Genomic DNA, 16,610 nt, shown 5'->3' on the forward strand with positions numbered 1-16,610 from the left:
GTTTTCACCCGCGTGTTGCCCGATCGCCACCTTGGCGGCGCAATGCCTGCAAGGTTACGGGTGAACCCACATGAAAGCCCTGTACGAAGTCGACATTCTGCAGCGCGAGCCAGCGATACTGGTCGCTCTTCTCCACACCCTCTGCGACGACCTTTATGTCGAGGTCGTGGCCCAGCTGAATGATGGCCGTGATGGTGCGCTCGTCGCGTGTATCCAGACCGATGCCGCGGATAAAGTCACGGTCGATCTTGAGTACATCGACGGGTAGATCCTTCAGGTAGGCAAGCGAGGAAAAGCCCGTGCCGAAATCGTCCAGGGCGATATAAACGCCCAGTTCGTGCAGACGCTGGAGAACCGACACCGCATGGCCGAGGTCTCGAATAACCGTGGTCTCCGTCACCTCAAGACAAAGCTGGCTTGGCAGTATTCCGCTGGTTTCGATCGCCTGCTGGATCATGGTCAGCACGTCGGCATGCATGAGCGTGACGGCCGATATATTGACCGACACGCGCAACGGGCCGAGCACGTCGTGCCAACCGGCTGCCGCGGCACAGGCCTCGCCGAGCACATAACGGTCTAGCGCGAGGATCAGTTCGCTTTCTTCTGCCAACGGTATGAAGTCCGTGGGCGCGACTTCGCCCAGCTGCGGATGATGCCAGCGCACGAGTGCTTCCACTGCACTCCAGGCCCCCTGGCGTGCGATCGACCGCACCGGTTGATAACGCAGGCTGATCTGCGTACTACCAATCGCCCCGCGCAGATCGTCTTCGAGCAGGCGCTCGTCCTGGATGCGGCTTGATTGGGTCGGGTCGTATTGGCAGTGCGTCATGCCGCGCAGATTTGCGTTGCGTAGAGCCAGTCCCGCTCTTTTGGTCAGATCCTTGAAGTTGACCGCGTCGTGCGGGGCCTGCGCGCTGCCGCTACGCACACGCAGATGTATCTTTTCGCCGTCGGCGTGAAAGACCGGATCGAATGCCGCGTGCGCAATCTCGACGATTTGCTCGGGCGATTCGCTGTCGTCGAATAACAGACCGAGCTCCACCCCGCCCAGGACCCGCGCCAGCGTCACTTCGTGGCGCGAAAAGGCCTGCTGCAGTCGCGCACCGATCTGCTGGATGAGGGATTCGGCGATTCGATAGCCCTGAATATCAAAGACCCTCTCCCAGCGCACGATCTGGAGCAGCATGAAGTGCACCCTCTCCCGGCGGCCCAGGCTTTTCCCGAGCATGACGTCCGCGCGTTCGCGCAAGAGATTGCTGTTGGCCAGCCCAGTCAGCGGATCGAAATAAGCCAGCCGTTCGATCTCTTTGCGACGTTGCATCAGCTCCGCGATGTTTCGGACCCGTACCGAGATCGCGGGTAAATCCTGCCACTGCGCCCGCAACATGGACATCTCGACATCGACCCATCCGCCTCGCGCGTGTCGCAGACGGCGTTCCCCGCATAGGAGATGTCCTTCGTTGCGAGCGCGCTCTACGCGCGCCTGTACATCGCCTGCCGATTCTTCGCTGAGTTCATGCAGAGTTATCAACTCCTGCTTAGCTGCGGTGTAGCCCAGAAGCTCCTGGAACGAGGCGTCGGTGTACAGGATTCGTGTCGTCGCCGGGTCGACGAGAAACATGCAGTCGCCGGTCTGTGCCAGAGCGGTTTCGTAATGGTTGCGGACCTCGTCCACCTGCCGTTGAAGCTCGAGACGCCGGGCCAGGTCCCCAACCGTGCAGGTTACATATTCTGCGCCCTCGTCCGGATCCTGGTGCAGGTCCAGTGTGACCGTCGGTTCGAAGCGTTCCCCCTGCCGCGTGTACAGCTGGAGCGCGCCGGTCCAACTTCCTTTGTCGCGCGCGGCCGGAAGTATCACGTCGCGCACGTGCTCACGGCTTGGCTTCGCCATGAAGTCCTTCAGGCACAAGCCGTAGATCGGCTCGTCCGGTGCGAGCCCGAGCAGTTCACGCGCCGCGGGATTGAGATACTCGATGGCGCCACGCGGCGTCGCGATTGCGACAGCATCGACGCTTGCTTCCACGATGCGGCGAAAGCGTTCGCCTACGACCGCCGACTGGCAGGCCCGCGTCTCGACGATTGCACGACCGACGATCTTGGCAAGCGCAATCGCGTGATCGCGCTCGGGCTGCGACCACGAGCGCGGTCGCGAATCTTCGTGGCAGAGAACACCCGCAAGGGATCCTTCGGTGAACACCGCGGAATCCAGTAGCGACACGATCCCGAACGTCTGAAGATAACGAGCAAAGGCGTCGTCCGAACGCGGTGCAATTTCCGCCGCGTCGCTCAACCGAAAGATGGATTCCTGCCCCAGTGCCTGGAGATACTCCGGTCGCAGCGAGATATCCAGCGTCAGGCCGAACTCGCGTTGGTCCGCCGGAGGCCATGCGTGAACCCGATTGATCCGGCGGCGATCGCGCGAAAAAAGCCAGACGGACACGCGGCTCACGTCCAGCACATGCGCGGCCACTTCCATGATCTCGGGCAGGGCATCGTCGAGCCGAACGAAGCGCTGTTCGGCCAGCGTCTTGATCGGTTCCGGTAGATCCGAGCGTGCCGCGTTCATCCCGGTTACCCCCAGCGATTGACGCCGGTGCGATCAGCCAGTGCCGTCGAGCACCGCTGCCGGCACGTGATGATCGTGATCGAGATCCTGATTAACACTGTAGTCGATCGGGCAGTCCACGAGTACGACACCGCCCTGCGCATAGGCCTGCTCGAGTACATCCGCGAGGCGATCGCCCTCTTCCACCCGCAGGCCGGTCGCGCCATAGGCCTGGGCATAGGCGACGAAATCCGGGTTGCCGAAAGACATGCCGAAATCGGGAAAACCGGCGCCGGACTGTTTCCAGCGAATGAAACCATAGCCGTCGTCACGCACAAGCAGGATCACGAGGTCCAGACCGAGCCGGACCGCGGTTTCCATGTCCTGGCTGTTCATCATGAACCCGCCGTCGCCACAGATCGCGAGTACCCGTCGATCGGCGTGCACGATCTTGGCCGCCATCGCTGCCGGGAGGCCCGCGCCCATGCTCGCCAATGCGTTATCCAGCAATACCGTGTTGTGACCGAACGCGGGATACATCCGCGCGAACCAGATCTTGTAGATGCCGTTATCGAGGCTTATGACGTCGAACCGGCCCATCGCCTTGCGCACCTGTTGGACGATGCGCTGGGGCGTTAGCGGATAACTATATTCGGCCTCGTTCTCATGCAGCGTGGCATTGACGTAGTCGCGCAGGCGGCCGAAACGGGCGCGGTCGAAGGTCTTGTCCTGAAGGCGTGCTCGGAGATTCTTGAGTGTGTTGGAAATATCACCGATCACCTCGTGGGCCGGGCTGTAGTATTCGTCCGGGTCCGCGGTGACGAAGTCGATATGGACAATCGTCTTGCTCTTGTCCGCATTCCAGACCGCCGGCGGATACTCGACGACGTCGTAGCCCAGCGTAATCACGAGATCGGCCTCGTCGATCGCGCTATGCACGTAGTCGTGCTTGTGAATACCCATGCAGAACAGGCTTTGTGGGTGGTCGTCCGCGAGTACGCCCTTGCCCATCTGGGTGCCGATCGCGAACAGCCCGGTGGCCTCGACGAACGCCTCCAGTTGCTCGGTAATACGTTTTCGGTTCGCACCCGCCGAATAGATGATGATCGGCTGCTCGGCCGCACGAATCATGTCGGCAGCCTGCTGGGTCGCCTGATCATCCGCATTCGGCCGGCGCAGCATGATGCGCTTTTGCGGCACGCTCGGGACGATGTCCTCGCCGGCGACGTCTTCGGGCAACTCGAGGTGCACCGCGCCCGGCCGTTCGCTTTCGGCTAGCTTGAAAGCATGACGAACGCAACGCGGGATCACGCCGCTATCGGTAACCGAATACGCCCACTTGGTGACCGGCTGAAAGGTGTCGACCACATCAATGAGCTGAAACTTGCCCTGGCGGTTATCGCGGATCGCCTTCTGTCCGGTGATCGCCAGCAAAGGCATGCCGCCAAGTTGCGCATAGGCCACGCCGGTAAGCAGGTTCGTTGCCCCCGGACCAAGCGTGGATAGACACACGCCGGCGCGGCCCGTGAGCCGACCGTAGGTCGCCGCCATGAACGCCGCATGCTGTTCATGACGCGTGACGACGAGCTTGATACGGCTTTCGCGAAGAGATTCGACGAGGTCCAGATTCTCCTCGCCGGGTACGCCGAAGACATACTCGACGCCCTCTTCCTCAAGGCAACGAACAAACAGATCGGATGCTTTCAAACCGCTTCCATCAATGAGACTCGTGACCCGAATATAGCCTATTGCCGCGCGCTGGCCGTACCCCGGGGACGGCGATCATTTCTCGCCGGCGGCGATCACGGCAACGGTGAGGCGCGATACGCACAAATGGCGATTGTCTGCGTCGTAGAGGTCCGTCTGCCAGACCTGCGTGCCACGGCCAACGCGAATCGGCGTGCAACGCGCGACAACACGACCCGAGGAAGCGCCGCGTAAATGACTGGCATTGATATCGACGCCGACGCACACCTGTTTCTTGCGATCCACGCAAAGATTGGCCGCGATACTGCCCATCGACTCCGACACGGCGCAGGACACCCCGCCGTGCAACAGCCCAAACGGCTGGCGTGTGCGCTCGTCGATCTCGAATTCGGCTTCCAGCATCCCGTCCTCGATACGAGTATAGACCAGACCGAGACGAGAGATCATGTCTCGTTCATTGAGAGCGTTCAGCCGATCCAGATCGACCGGTTCAAACCAGTAGCGCGACATCTATCGTCCTGTTCACGTGTGTGTATGGCTCAGGCATAGTACAACGCACGCATTCATCGCTCTCGAAAGAAATCGACATGGCATTCAATACCGAAGAAAGTCCCGGCGTTCACAAGGATCTGCCGGCCGAGACGAAAGGTTTCATCTTCAACCACACGATGGTTCGAATCGTCGATCCGGAAGCATCGCTCGCGTTCTATACCAAGGTGTTCGGCATGCGTTTGCTGCGCAAGGTCGATATGCCGGAAGCCGAGTTCACGCTCTATTTTCTGGCCTGCACGGGTGACGACGATGTACCCGAAGACCAGGCAGCACGCGGTCAATATGTAAACGGGCGCGAAGGCGTGCTCGAACTCACCCATAACTGGGGCACCGAGAAAGACCCCAACGCCAGTTACCACAATGGCAACGACGAACCCCAGGGCTACGGTCATATCTGCTTCACCGTTCCAGATTTGCAGGCAGCCTGCGCCTGGATGGACGAGAACGACGTCACGTTCAAGAAACGGCCGGAAGATGGACGCATGAACCATATCGCGTTCGTGCTCGACCCCGACGGTTACTGGATCGAGCTGGTCGGTCGCAAGTAACAGGCGACCTGGTCGATGAGGGCGGCGGGCCTTTCGGGTCGCCGCCCTTTTATGCTCGGTGCGCCGCAATGGCGGGACAGGCGACTTTGTGTCGCTGGGAACGCTCCGGGCGACCCCGGCCAAACTCTAGAGGCTCTTCAGTACCCGAAAGCCCGGGTCACGAACCAGTAGGCCGCTACAACCGCCACCGCTGCGGAACCCAGACCGAGGATCGCGAGGCGATAGAACGTCGTGCCGCGCAGCAGCAGCGCCACCGGCAAGACGACCGCGACGATCGCCAGCTGGCCGATCTCCACGCCCACATTGAACCCCACCAGCGATACGGCGAGTGCGCCGGCCGGTAGCCCCAGATCGCCAAGTACGCTCGCAAACCCGAAGCCGTGAATCAGCCCGAAGCCGAATACAAGCAGCCAGCGGCCCTGCGGAATGATCGGCACCAGGTTGTTCAACGCCAGCACGACCACCGACAACGCAATCGTGGACTCGACCAGGCGACTGGGCAGATCCACGAAACCGAGCACGGCCAGTGCCAGCGTAATCGAGTGCGCCACGGTAAACGCCGTCACCAGCCGGGTGACCTCAACAACCGCCGAACGCACCGACGTGCGCGCCAGCCAGCGCCCGCTCTCGCGTACCAGAACAGCCGGCAGTAGCAGCGTGAGCACGAACAGCACGTGATCCGCACCAATCCAGATATGGTGAATGCCTTGGACCAGATACTGAAGAAAGGCCTGTACGGCGTTGACGCTGCCCAGATCAAAGGTCTGGCGCGCACGGGCGGGTGAGAACACGGCCGTGTGCGTCCCGGCGCTACTGTCCAGACGCAGCAGACCGCGATGACTGGGGTCGATATCGAACAGCAGACGATAGCCGACGGTCAGCGACGCACCCTGGTCCGGACAGTCGGCAGAGAAATCGAGTGCGGCATAAACGCCATCTGTGTGGTCGGTCACCTGCAGTCCACCCGCGCGGGTCGTACAGGTCGCACCACGTGCAAGTGACAGACGGCCCAGCGCATAGGCGAATATCACCGCACGACGTGACTTGAGCTCGCCCCAGGTAATCGCGCCGTCTGCGTTGCCATCAAGGCCCAGCGCATATTCGAGATCACGCAGCGCGATATCCCAGCGGCCTTCGACCTGCTCCCCCCGGGTGTCGATATTGAGATAGCTGTCACTCGGCTTGTGGGCACTGGCCGGCATTGCGGCCCAGAACACGCAGACCAGCAACACCACGGCGCGGCGGGCAATGCTCATTGCGATGTGCTCTGCAGGTCTGAAATCAGCGCACGGATACGCTGATCCTGATAGCTGTGCGTTGATAGCCACGCCAAGGCGGGCTCCGCGGCATCGGGTTGACCTGCCGCTTGGGCGCTACGCAGCAGCACTTCGATATCGGCGGGTTCTTTCTGCACATCCCAGTTCGCGCGGGCCAACGCCAATGCACGCTCGGGTTCCTGCTCGATCACGAGCGTGAAGCGGGCCTGTTCGCGTGCGTGGGTCGTGTCGCCCCGCCGTGCCGCGGCATCGAAGCGATCAGCGAGTGTCGTCGCCCAACGCCGGCCGTCTTCGGTGCCCGCGCCGGCCAGCGCAAGCCGTAACAAAAGTACATCCTGGCCTTCGCGCTCGCGCAGTAACTGGATAACCCGCGCTTTTTCACCGTGTCGCAGCAACAGATCGGCGTACGCCGCCTGCAGGTAGATATCGTCGGGCGCTATCTTCAGGGCGTCCTCGTAGTGCGCTCGGGCGATCTCGTCCCGGCCCTGACGCACCGCCATTTCGCCAAGCGATGTCAGCGCCCATACGCGCAACGTCGCGGGCACGCCAGGTGTCGATTTCAACGTACGGGACAACTCGTCGTAGGCGCCGTCGAGGTCGCCTTTCAGGGAGCGTGCGTTGCTGTGACAAATGACGACGACAAGCACAGCGGTATGCCCCGCCAGTTGCTGGCAATCGGAGGCCGCGTCTGCGATACGGCCCTGCACCTGTCTGATCGTCGCCCGTGTGATTCGGGCCTGTGCATTGCCCGGATCTCGATCTAGCACCTGGTTCAGCAACACCAATGCATCTTCGAACTCATGCCGACTTTGCGCGATCGTGGCACGCAACACCTTGATCGGTGGCGACGCGCCGGTGCTCCACGGTTCGAGCGTGGCTTCGGCATAGCCGAGATAGCGCGGATCGGCGCGTTGGCGGGACAGTTCAATATAGGCGCGCGCGAGTTCGAGCGCGGGCGCCAGGCGATTCGGAAAAGTTTCTACCGCGTCTCGCAGTGGCTGGAGCTGCTGCAGTTCGGCGGAAGCAGGTAAGCGCTCCAGTACGGTCGCATCGCTATCCGGACGATAGGCTGGCGATGCCACGCCAGTGGCGGGCGTGAGCGCTACGCAGGCCAAAACAAGCCCGCCACGCAGAGCGTGGCGGGCGAGCCGGGCTTTGGGCCCTTTACATCCCATTTACAGGCAGGCGTTCGTGAAAGCCTGATTATTGGGGTCGTTGGTTCCGTCCGGGAAACCGAGGCCGTTGATGGCCACCGGGTCCTGATTCTCCGGCATCTTCGTGCATTGCTGGATGACAAGAGCGCTCAGGTCGGCAACGCCGCCGCCACCGTTGCCGTTGCCGTTGCCGTTGCCGCCGATTGCAATATCGGCATCGCCGTCACTGCAAGCCGCCAGTACGAGACACGACAGGCCAATGAGTAGATACGTGATCTTCATGCCAGGCCTCCGTTATTGAACGGGCGTTTCCGGATTCGGCGAACCCGGGAACGGCGTGTTGAGGTACGGGAATGCGGTCAGGTACTCGCCCGCGTCGGGCTGGGCGTTATCGTTGACGACTGCACCTTCGTTTACCACCGTCGGCGACTCACCGCTGACATCGCAGGTCTGGAGGTTATTCGGATTGTCGGCCGTGATCGCGCCCTCGGCAACGCTGAGTTCGATATCGACCACGTCGTCGATCGGGCGGCGCCCATTCGGGAAGCCGTTGAGATCGCAAGCCAGGAAGCCGAGATCACTCTGCCCGTCCGGGCCCGGCGCTACCGCGTCGGTGCCGGTCGGAAACGCCGTGTTCAGACGCAGCATTTCGCCACCCGAACCCGTGCCATCGGTGATGGCCTGCGGCTGAGTGAAGTTCGTCTGCGTGCCGTTGACCGAGGTGCGGATACCGGTAACAAACGCAGCAACAAGGTCGTTGCGTGGCGTGGCCGGAGCCGGGACATCAAACAGCGCATTCACCAGCGCCGGCAGCGTCGGGTAGAGAACGAACGTGCCGAAACCGGTGTCCGCATCCAGATCGCCCGCAGGCTCGCTGGCGTTGAACCGATCCTTCTGGTCGAGACCGATCACGACCTCGTTCACCAACGGGCTGCCGAGACGCGAAACCTGGGTCCAGGGGCCACCCTCCACGGCCGGGCCGGTCTGGCCGCTGGCGTTGGTCGGGCCTTGCGGCATCGGGTTGAGAACACGGGCCTGGCGCAGGCTCGAGGTCGTCCAGCCACCGATCACCGGCTCATTACCGGCCGTCAGGCAGCTCGCCGGGACTTCGAGCGCCAGCGACGTGATATTCGCGCCCTCGATGATGTTGGACGCGGAATTGCGATCGCCGAGCGGGTCCAGATTGATCCGGTCGAAAACTTCGCCGAGATTGACGACGAAACCCTCGGCACGCTGGCCGACGAACACACGGCTGTCGCCGCTACAACCCGGAATACTGACGTCGAACACGTGGTTCTGGGCGTAGGTCGCGTAATCCGAAATGGTCTTCTCGCCAATGTTGTCGACCGGCTTGCGGAACTGCGAGGCGTCGCTGCTGCTAGACGGCGTCATGTTGCTCGCCTGCTGGACGCTGCCGCTCCGGCGGTCGCCGCGTACGACGCTGAGGGTGTAGTCCTCGACAACATTCAGGCCGTCGTTGTCGTCTACACCGGGGCCCACGTCTGCTGCATTGCCGGCCGGGCCGACGTTCGCCAACGGGATGGTGACGTTCGCCCCGTCGGGTCCGATGGGTAGTGCCGCGTTTCTGTAGGTGTTCTGGAAGCGGAACTGGAACGTGATGTCCTCGACTGCATCACCATTGTTATCGATATGGATTTCGTACAGCGCGTCCGGATCCATCGTGAAATAGTTCGGGCCGCCGTAGGCGTCCTGCAACGGCTGATAGTTGGCAATCAACGTGACGAAGCCTTCGCGCCCGGTCTCGTAGCTACGAAACATGTAGAAATCGGTGCCATCCACTTTCGGCAATTCCGCAATGAACGGCGCCTCGCGGTGACTGGAGGCTAACGCTGCAGAGCTCGCTAGCACGCAACCCAGCGCCGCAATGGCACCCAGTTGCGCGGGTTGCTTGAGTACTCTAATCATTATTCTGTCCCCTCTCGCAGAGCGAGTTAGTTTGTTGCGTGCAGTAGCCGCTTATTTGTTGCGGCGTCGCCAGCCAACCGGCGATTTCAGCCTGATTCGCATACGCGACGCCTGGTTGGGATAATTATCACAAATGAGGGTTGCGAGCCACCATACCCGTTCTTCATGCGCGAAGAATCGGAGAATTTCAAAGACAAAAGCCAAGCAGGCAAAGCATCTCCGGACGACCGGACAGCATGTGTCCATGCAATCACTACAACGTGCGCAGAGGGTATAAAAATAAATTGCGCGCGATCGCGCCGCCCCAGTGGGTCCTGCCCCGGTGGTTCCGGCGCCCTGCTAGGCTGCACCTGCCTCGGAAGAGGCTCAATGCCAATACACCGCTTTGCAGGGCCAACCAATGATTGATAGTGATCCAGCCAACGCTTCGATCGACGCCCTGCTGGCCGCGCTCGCTAGTGGCGACACGTGCGCACTTGATCTCGTTGAAGCGACGCTTGCGCGTATCAGGGATCTGGATCAGCAAGGGCCTTCGCTTTGCGCCATGACCTACGTGGCCGCCGATCAGGCGCGCGCCGCCGCACTGGAAAGCGACCACCGCCGCGCACAGGGTGAGCCGGCGCGGCTGCTCGAAGGCATACCGGTGCTCCTTAAGGACAATATCGACGTCGCAGGCTGGCCTACCCGCGGCGGCTCGCGGGCTCTGGACGGCCTTGTCGCCGAGCACGATGCAGAAATCGTGAAGCGCCTGCGTCGTGCCGGAGCTGTCCTGATCGGCAAGACCGCGATGCATGAACTTGCTTGCGGCATCACTGGTGCTTCGTCGCTGACCGGCTTCGCACGCAATCCATACCATCTGGGCCGCTCGCCCGGTGGATCGAGCAGTGGCGCCGCCGTGGCTGTGGCTGCGGGCTATGCGCCCTTGGCGATTGGGACCGACACGGCTGGATCAGTCCAGATTCCTGCGGCGTTCAACAACCTTTACGGGCTTCGCGCGACCCGCGGCACGTTGCCGATGACAGGCATCATGCCGCTATCGCCGCGACAGGATATGGCGGGTCCATTGACGCGATACGCCGCGGATTTGGAGCGCGCATTCTCGGTGCTTTCAGACATGCCGCTTGCCGCGACCGAAACCGCTACCGACATATCGATCGGCGTGCTGAGCGAGGCCTTCGATAGAACCGCGCCCGACGGCGCTGACATCTCCGCTGTTGTCGACAACGCGCTCGAGAGATTGCGCGATCAAGGCACTCGGATAGGTGAGGCCTCAATCGCCGATATTCTGGCTGACGCGCAAACCGCCAATGTCATTGCCTTCGAGTTCGACCAAGCGCTGTCCCGGTATCTTGCCGAGCGTTCAACCAGCCCTGTCAAAACACTCGCCGCGATTCTGGCGTCTGGTCTGAATCACGAGCAGCTCACGCCCGTATTCGAAAAGCGCGTGGCACACCCGGGTACCGATGACCCGAAGTACCTCGAAGCGCTCGCACTTCAGAAGCGGCTGCGTGAGACGATTGAAACGTATCTGGACGAACACCGGCTGGACCTATTGGTCTACCCAACGGTGCGCCAACCACCCACAACGTTGGGCGGTGACCAGAACGGCAGCAATGGTCTCCTTGCCCCGGTAACCGGTTTGCCGAGCATCAACCTGCCGGCCGGCTTCGATCGCGAAGGCCTGCCCGTTGGCATGCAACTGCTCGCTCGCGCCGGCGGTGAGCAGCGATTGCTATGCATTGCACGGATGTGGGAACGATTACATTCGCAATCGCCGACGCCGCTAGCGATCGCTGAACATTAAGGCCTGAGAACAGCGTGGGGTCACAGCAGTGCCGCAGAGCGGAATTCCTCGGTTAGCTGTTCTCTTCTGTCAGCGTCATCAGATATCCCTGCAACGACTTGGCGTCGCTGGCGGACTGGCGCAGGATCGTGCCGTCGCGTCCGGGAAGAAGTCTCGCTTCTGCAGGGGCAACTTCGAAGCTGCGCTCCGCACCCACGATCTGTTCGTACGGGCCGACGGTCACGATCGCGGTGATTTTGAATGAACGGAGCTGTTGCCAGAGCGTGTCGTCGTCGCTGGCATCGCTGCCGCAGTTCAGGCCGGCTTTACGTGCAGCCTCAAGCACGAGGCGTCTGAACGGCCCCACCGCAAGTTGCTGGCTGGCACCCACGGGCCCCTGCCCGATGTCCTGCGCGGTGCAGGCTGCGGGCTCTTCCTGCCAATCTTTTTCGACCACCTCGGTGAAGCGTTCACCATCTGAAGTGTAGAGATCGATGAACACGCCGCGCAGGTATACCGACTCCTTGCCCATATTGCTGAATAAGCACATGGAGTCGAAACCCGTGCCGTCACCCTGTTTTATGAACAGGCTCGTCTTCTGCTGGCGCTTTTGGTTCGCCGCCATCAGCTGCCCGTAAACCGTCCAGACCACCAGCGTGACTGCCGTCACGATAACCGTTAGCGCTGCGCCATGGTCCGTGATGAATTGCCACATGGCACTGCTCCATTAAAGTAATCGGCCGCACAATATAGAGACAGGCCCAGTAGGTTAATTCGGTGATTTCCTGTCGGTAATAGTACGTCTGGCCGCTTGGGTCTTGTGAATGCCAGTCAAGCCAGGCCGCGCCGCCCCGCGCAAAATCGGCCTTATCCGCCTTATCCACGACCGCCCAGCGTAGCCGGCCATATCATGCACATGAGCTGTCATCTGGCTCGCGGTCTTCCTCCCCGAACGCCGGCAAGCTGTTCTGTGATGCGGTCAGGCATGCCATCCTGGTCAGCGTCGCCACCGAACCGATGCGCAACTTGCCCATGATGTTCGCGCGATGGCTTTCAGCCGTACGACTGCTGATACCGAGTGCAACGGCGACCTGACGCGTCGATAGCCCCTGAATGATGCCGCTCGCAATCTCTGCCTCTCTCGGGGTGAGTTGATCGAGCTGTTGCACGTACATGCGGGTATCTTCGTTCTGCGTATCACGCGCGTGGGTCGTTTTTACACAATGTTCGATCTCCGCAAGCAATCGCTCGGGCTCGACCGGCTTGGGAAGGAAACCCGAGGCACCCAGTCGCATGGCCTCGACGGCCAAGGGAACCGTCGCGTAGCCGGTCATGAAGATGGTTCGCAGATTCAGACCCCGGCTGCTCAGCTCCTTTTGAAGTGCCAGGCCGTCCATGCCCGGCAGCCGTATATCTATCACCGCACAGCGATCCCGTTTCGCTTCGGAATTCTCGAGGAATCGCTCGGCGCTGCTGAAGCAACGCACGCGGTAGCCGGCAACGGCGAGCAGGCCCTTCAGGGACTCGCGGACTGCATCGTCGTCGTCGATGATCGAAATATAGTCACTCACTGTTCTCTCCTGGGATTACTTGATTTTCGACAAGCATTTATTGACGGGAACCCAGTTATTCAGTGGCTTGAAAGTGCCTCTTTCGGATGGGGCGCATGCCCCGGTATGTACTAGAAGGTCGATATGCGATCGTGGACCTGTGCGCCGTTGTTCGGACATACAGGTTTGCCACTCAAATCCAATGTACGGATCGACTCCCGCTTTTCAAGAGTTGTGTTTCGTATTGCAAAATCTTGCCCGAAACCGCCCGAACCACGGCTCGGTGCATGTATCAGCGCTCGGCACGCGGTGAAGTCAGATCCGCTCCTGGACCATTGCAGGGCAAGCCGCCTGAACTCCCCCTTGCTGGTTTGTTCTGTCGGTATACGCTACCTGGCTGCGCTCTCGACGATCCATCAGGCTGGCAGGGCTAAGCGTGGTGTTCGTCGGACGTGAACTGGCCGGCCACACCTGCGGATATTCGTTGTGCGTTGCCTCGCTACTCGTCGCCCGGTGTGACGATTAGAACTCGCCGTGCAAGCGGATGGCTTCGCGCAGACCTGTGTACGTCGCCTCCAGGCGTTGCTCGAAAGCATCCCCTTCGAAAACGCAGGATTTGATGTGGATTCGCGATCGCGCGTCGCGTCGTATGCCCCAACCGAGCACCGCTCGGCCTGGGCCCTCAGGTTCGGCGGGCGTGCAGGGCCTGATTTCCGTGTTCGCAATCACGATATTGGCCGCGCTCGATCTCATGAGTCGCTGTACCATGGCAGCTGCCGCGACGTCGCTGTTCGACCCGTGTTCGTGTCGCAGTTGATCGTGAACGCCGAGGTAGCGGGCCTGTGCTTCGCCGGATTGCGCGAAGATGCCGTGTTCGAGGACGCCGCGCCCGCCGGTGGTTCTCAAGATCTCGGAGACGATCAATCCGCCGGTACCGCATTCAGCGGTCGCAACCTTGAGTCGGTGCTCGACAAGGTAATCCACAATAACGTCTATCGGCGGCATCTAAGCGCATTCTCACGATAAAAGTCGAGCAGAATAGCTACGCCCCCTCGGGTAATCTCTCCGTGTCTTTTCGGAGATAGGCAAAGATGCTGGCCCAGCCGTGCCCTTTCGACTTGGAGTCTTGCAGTCGTGGAGTCGCCCGGAGCGTCCGGGGAAACAATCTACGCGCGCCCGGCGTTACCTCTCTACGACCCGAGCCGTTCGCACGAGACATAATCACGCGGGCTGCCCGCGCCGCACGCTGTTCCAGTAGTTTGCTCGAGCGATTTCGCGCGCAGCAGCCACGGCGACCGTCGCGCCAGAATTTTTAACGCCGCAGTACGCAAGCCAAGGCTCGCCACGGTAATACTGAGAGGCTGAATCGGTACGCGGTTCGCAGTCCAGTACAGGGGACGCGGTCACTCGCGCGGGAGAGTAATGGTGGGCCGTGCAGGATTCGAACCTGCGACCAATTGATTAAAAGACACCATTTCAAGTGTGCAAAAACATTACCTTAAGGCGAAATATTCTAATTCGACATGTGGCCTAAGTTTCTGTTTTAACGTGGCACCGAGAGGCGGTTTTAGAAGCGTTAATCGCCCTGCTGGTTCGCCTACCGCTTATTAAGCGGCAGAGCGATCCGGTCGCTCACAAGCTTAAAAACGTCCCGTCTTAACATCAGTCTTGTGGAGCAAATGCTGGTCTGCCCGGCATTGATCGATTATGAAATGCCAAACGTCGTTGACAGCTGAAAAACGATGGAGGTCGCGGTTCGTCGAAATCCAATAATGGCGCTCGAACTGGATGTCCTCCAACACGCGCACCAGCCTGGGATCTTCGGCGGCCATGTAGTTGGGGAGAATCGAGAGACCAACGCCAGCAACTGCTGCTTCACGCTGAGCTGCGATGGTGGTGCTCTGGAACACGAAGTTGAGCGCCGACGATATCTCGTAATGGTACTTGAGCTCGCCAGTGAACATCATGTTCTCGATATAACCAATCCACGCATGGTTAACGAGCTGTTGCCTTTGGCAAATGGGTGCATGAAGGTCAAGGTAATCTCTGCTCGCGTATATGCCCAAGCTGTAATCGGTCAACAGTCTCCGTATTACAAACTCACCAGTGGGTTGTTCCAGTGTGATGCTGATATCCGCTTCGCGGCTCGTCACAGTTGTTGACTTGGGCAGTGAGATGAAATCGATCTCGACCTGCTTATCCGGGATCCAACCTGCGATACGACGTGCCAAGTAGTTATCGCCTAGGCCTTCCGTGACTCCGATGCGAACGCGAGACATCTTAGCGCCGGGCGTACCGATAGCCTCCAATCCAAGCCGTAAATTTCTCTCAAGACTTTCCGCATACCGGAATAAGCGGTCACCAGCGTAGGTCATTTCAAAACCTTCGCCGGTATGGACAAAAAGCTGCGTACCTAACGCAGCCTCTAACGAACGTACACGGTTACCTACCGTGACATGCGATGTCTCAAGCACTCGCGCCGCGAGCGTGAGCCGCCGATGGCGTGCGACCGCAAGAAAGTATTTCAGATCATCCCAATTGGTTGCTAATACCTGTGCCTCGTCTGACATTGCGCGACTCCCGACATTGCCTTGGTAAAAATTATGACATCTGGGGTAAGAATTTTTGCCTATCGGGCTCTCCCGTCAGCCGATAGTTTTGTCACACGGTCTACCGCTGAAATGAATACATTTTCATGCAATCGAATATCTCCGTTGCCGTCGTCCAGCATCAGCCGGGCGATATGGATCAGATTGAAGCGAACCTTCAATACATCGAACAAACCATCACCGATGAAGGTGAGAATGGAAATGAGCTCGTCGTGTTCCCTGAAATGGGTATCACGAGCTTCTTCCGCCATGAGCCAGGGGGCTATGAGCGCTACTGGCGCTACGCCACAGTAAAATTGGACGGGCCCGAGCTCGCTCGAGTTATCTCGGCTACAAAAGCCGCGCAGTTGTACGCAATCGTCGGTTTTGCGGAGCGGGCAGAAATTACCGGCGTTATTTACAACAGCGCTGCACTGATCGGCCCCGATGGCATTTTGGGTGTGACTCGCAAGGTTCACTTGCCGGGTCTCGAGAAACTTTATTACACGCCTTCTGACTCGATCAGCGTCATCGAGACCCCGCTCGGACGGATCGGCATCGCAATCTGCTATGACGTCATGTTCCCGGAGTATTTCCGGGCTCTTTCCGACCAGGATGCAGACATCATCGTGTTCTGCTCTTCGACCTGGAAAGGCGGCGCCAAAGGTGGTGTCGGTATCGAACATGTCAAGCGCGATTACTGGTCAGCGCTACCGCTGGTTACCGCTATCCAGAACCAGGCATTCGTCGTCGCATGCAACGCATGCGGCCATCTCGATATGGGCAGCCAAGCAGGCACGTGGGAACGACTCGGTCTAAGCCAAGTCGTGGCCCCGACAGGGGTGGTTAAGGCCACAGCCGGTGATAGCGACGCCGAGACAATACGTGCAGTGCTTGATGCGGAAGACCTGATCACCGCACGCACCAGCTATCGGTTTCTGACCGACCGGCTGCTCTAACGATTGATACTTAGGGGGATT

General features: G+C 60.2%; 14 protein-coding genes. 3 read left to right on the top strand and 11 right to left on the bottom strand.

The features are described 5' to 3' along the window. Positions 1 to 4: 4 nt before the first annotated feature. The 3 genes from SADO_RS13380 to SADO_RS13390 all read right to left on the bottom strand — a co-directional run bounded on the left by SADO_RS13380 (position 5) and on the right by SADO_RS13390 (position 4,762). On the bottom strand, positions 5 to 2,566 hold the full coding sequence (locus SADO_RS13380) for a sensor domain-containing phosphodiesterase (RefSeq protein ID WP_353112217.1): 2,562 nt from the start codon (positions 2,564 to 2,566) through the stop codon (positions 5 to 7). 33 nt (positions 2,567 to 2,599) lie between these two features. Continuing rightward, on the bottom strand, positions 2,600 to 4,252 hold the full coding sequence (locus tag SADO_RS13385) for an acetolactate synthase large subunit (RefSeq protein WP_353112219.1): 1,653 nt from the start codon (positions 4,250 to 4,252) through the stop codon (positions 2,600 to 2,602). 75 nt (positions 4,253 to 4,327) lie between these two features. Continuing rightward, on the bottom strand, positions 4,328 to 4,762 hold the full coding sequence (locus tag SADO_RS13390; protein WP_353112221.1) for a hotdog fold thioesterase: 435 nt from the start codon (positions 4,760 to 4,762) through the stop codon (positions 4,328 to 4,330). 77 nt (positions 4,763 to 4,839) lie between these two features. Here SADO_RS13390 and gloA point away from each other — a divergent pair, with 77 nt between their 5' ends. Continuing rightward, positions 4,840 to 5,352 (top strand): lactoylglutathione lyase, encoded by a 513-nt coding sequence (gloA, locus tag SADO_RS13395; protein ID WP_353112223.1) that lies wholly within the window; start codon positions 4,840 to 4,842, stop codon positions 5,350 to 5,352. A gap of 137 nt (positions 5,353 to 5,489) precedes the next feature. On the opposite strand, the gene SADO_RS13400 is transcribed toward gloA, so the two are convergent. From SADO_RS13400 to SADO_RS13415, 4 genes are read right to left on the bottom strand one after another with little or no spacing between them, the layout of a single operon-like run. Then, positions 5,490 to 6,608, bottom strand: coding sequence for a HupE/UreJ family protein (locus SADO_RS13400; RefSeq protein WP_353112225.1), 1,119 nt, complete (start codon positions 6,606 to 6,608; stop codon positions 5,490 to 5,492). Further along, positions 6,605 to 7,804, bottom strand: a complete 1,200-nt coding sequence (locus SADO_RS13405; protein ID WP_353112227.1) for a tetratricopeptide repeat protein — start codon at positions 7,802 to 7,804, stop codon at positions 6,605 to 6,607. Before SADO_RS13405 ends, SADO_RS13400 begins: the two co-directional genes overlap by 4 nt. Next, positions 7,805 to 8,065 carry a hypothetical protein gene (locus SADO_RS13410; RefSeq protein WP_353112229.1) on the bottom strand — a complete coding sequence of 87 codons (261 nt, stop codon included), beginning with the start codon at positions 8,063 to 8,065 and terminating at the stop codon, positions 7,805 to 7,807. Positions 8,066 to 8,077: 12 nt separating this feature from the next. Beyond that, positions 8,078 to 9,709, bottom strand: coding sequence for a DUF4331 domain-containing protein (locus tag SADO_RS13415; RefSeq protein WP_353112231.1), 1,632 nt, complete (start codon positions 9,707 to 9,709; stop codon positions 8,078 to 8,080). A gap of 400 nt (positions 9,710 to 10,109) precedes the next feature. Here SADO_RS13415 and SADO_RS13420 point away from each other — a divergent pair, with 400 nt between their 5' ends. Further along, complete coding sequence (locus tag SADO_RS13420; protein ID WP_353112233.1) at positions 10,110 to 11,513, top strand: amidase; 1,404 nt, start codon at positions 10,110 to 10,112, stop codon at positions 11,511 to 11,513. A gap of 52 nt (positions 11,514 to 11,565) precedes the next feature. Here SADO_RS13420 and SADO_RS13425 read toward each other — a convergent pair whose 3' ends face one another. The 4 genes from SADO_RS13425 to SADO_RS13440 form a co-directional block, all read right to left on the bottom strand. Beyond that, positions 11,566 to 12,207: a hypothetical protein gene (locus SADO_RS13425; RefSeq protein WP_353112235.1), complete on the bottom strand. Its 642-nt coding sequence runs from the start codon at positions 12,205 to 12,207 to the stop codon at positions 11,566 to 11,568. Positions 12,208 to 12,400: 193 nt separating this feature from the next. Continuing rightward, positions 12,401 to 13,063 carry a response regulator transcription factor gene (locus tag SADO_RS13430; protein WP_353112237.1) on the bottom strand — a complete coding sequence of 221 codons (663 nt, stop codon included), beginning with the start codon at positions 13,061 to 13,063 and terminating at the stop codon, positions 12,401 to 12,403. Positions 13,064 to 13,564: 501 nt separating this feature from the next. Then, a complete protein-coding gene (locus SADO_RS13435) occupies positions 13,565 to 14,047 on the bottom strand; it encodes a CinA family protein (protein ID WP_353112239.1) in 483 nt (160 codons plus the stop codon). Between the two features lie 635 nt (positions 14,048 to 14,682). Continuing rightward, positions 14,683 to 15,612: a LysR family transcriptional regulator gene (locus tag SADO_RS13440; RefSeq protein ID WP_353112241.1), complete on the bottom strand. Its 930-nt coding sequence runs from the start codon at positions 15,610 to 15,612 to the stop codon at positions 14,683 to 14,685. Between the two features lie 125 nt (positions 15,613 to 15,737). Here SADO_RS13440 and SADO_RS13445 point away from each other — a divergent pair, with 125 nt between their 5' ends. Further along, positions 15,738 to 16,589 carry a carbon-nitrogen hydrolase family protein gene (locus SADO_RS13445; RefSeq protein WP_353112243.1) on the top strand — a complete coding sequence of 284 codons (852 nt, stop codon included), beginning with the start codon at positions 15,738 to 15,740 and terminating at the stop codon, positions 16,587 to 16,589. Positions 16,590 to 16,610: the final 21 nt, after the last annotated feature.

The organism is Salinisphaera dokdonensis CL-ES53, assembly GCF_040361215.1.
Taxonomy (GTDB): domain Bacteria; phylum Pseudomonadota; class Gammaproteobacteria; order Nevskiales; family Salinisphaeraceae; genus Salinisphaera; species Salinisphaera dokdonensis.

Excerpts from the sequence above, each read along its gene's own strand:
- SADO_RS13390 (WP_353112221.1), bottom strand. The coding sequence starts at position 4,762 with ATGTCGCGCTACTGGTTTGAACCGGTCGATCTGGATCGGCTGAACGCT.
- gloA (WP_353112223.1), top strand. The coding sequence starts at position 4,840 with ATGGCATTCAATACCGAAGAAAGTCCCGGCGTTCACAAGGATCTGCCG.
- SADO_RS13415 (WP_353112231.1), bottom strand. The coding sequence starts at position 9,709 with ATGATTAGAGTACTCAAGCAACCCGCGCAACTGGGTGCCATTGCGGCG.
- SADO_RS13400 (WP_353112225.1), bottom strand. The coding sequence starts at position 6,608 with ATGAGCATTGCCCGCCGCGCCGTGGTGTTGCTGGTCTGCGTGTTCTGG.
- SADO_RS13410 (WP_353112229.1), bottom strand. The coding sequence starts at position 8,065 with ATGAAGATCACGTATCTACTCATTGGCCTGTCGTGTCTCGTACTGGCG.
- SADO_RS13405 (WP_353112227.1), bottom strand. The coding sequence starts at position 7,804 with ATGGGATGTAAAGGGCCCAAAGCCCGGCTCGCCCGCCACGCTCTGCGT.
- SADO_RS13425 (WP_353112235.1), bottom strand. The coding sequence starts at position 12,207 with ATGTGGCAATTCATCACGGACCATGGCGCAGCGCTAACGGTTATCGTG.
- SADO_RS13440 (WP_353112241.1), bottom strand. The coding sequence starts at position 15,612 with ATGTCAGACGAGGCACAGGTATTAGCAACCAATTGGGATGATCTGAAA.
- SADO_RS13380 (WP_353112217.1), bottom strand. The coding sequence starts at position 2,566 with ATGAACGCGGCACGCTCGGATCTACCGGAACCGATCAAGACGCTGGCC.
- SADO_RS13420 (WP_353112233.1), top strand. The coding sequence starts at position 10,110 with ATGATTGATAGTGATCCAGCCAACGCTTCGATCGACGCCCTGCTGGCC.
- SADO_RS13445 (WP_353112243.1), top strand. The coding sequence starts at position 15,738 with ATGCAATCGAATATCTCCGTTGCCGTCGTCCAGCATCAGCCGGGCGAT.
- SADO_RS13435 (WP_353112239.1), bottom strand. The coding sequence starts at position 14,047 with ATGCCGCCGATAGACGTTATTGTGGATTACCTTGTCGAGCACCGACTC.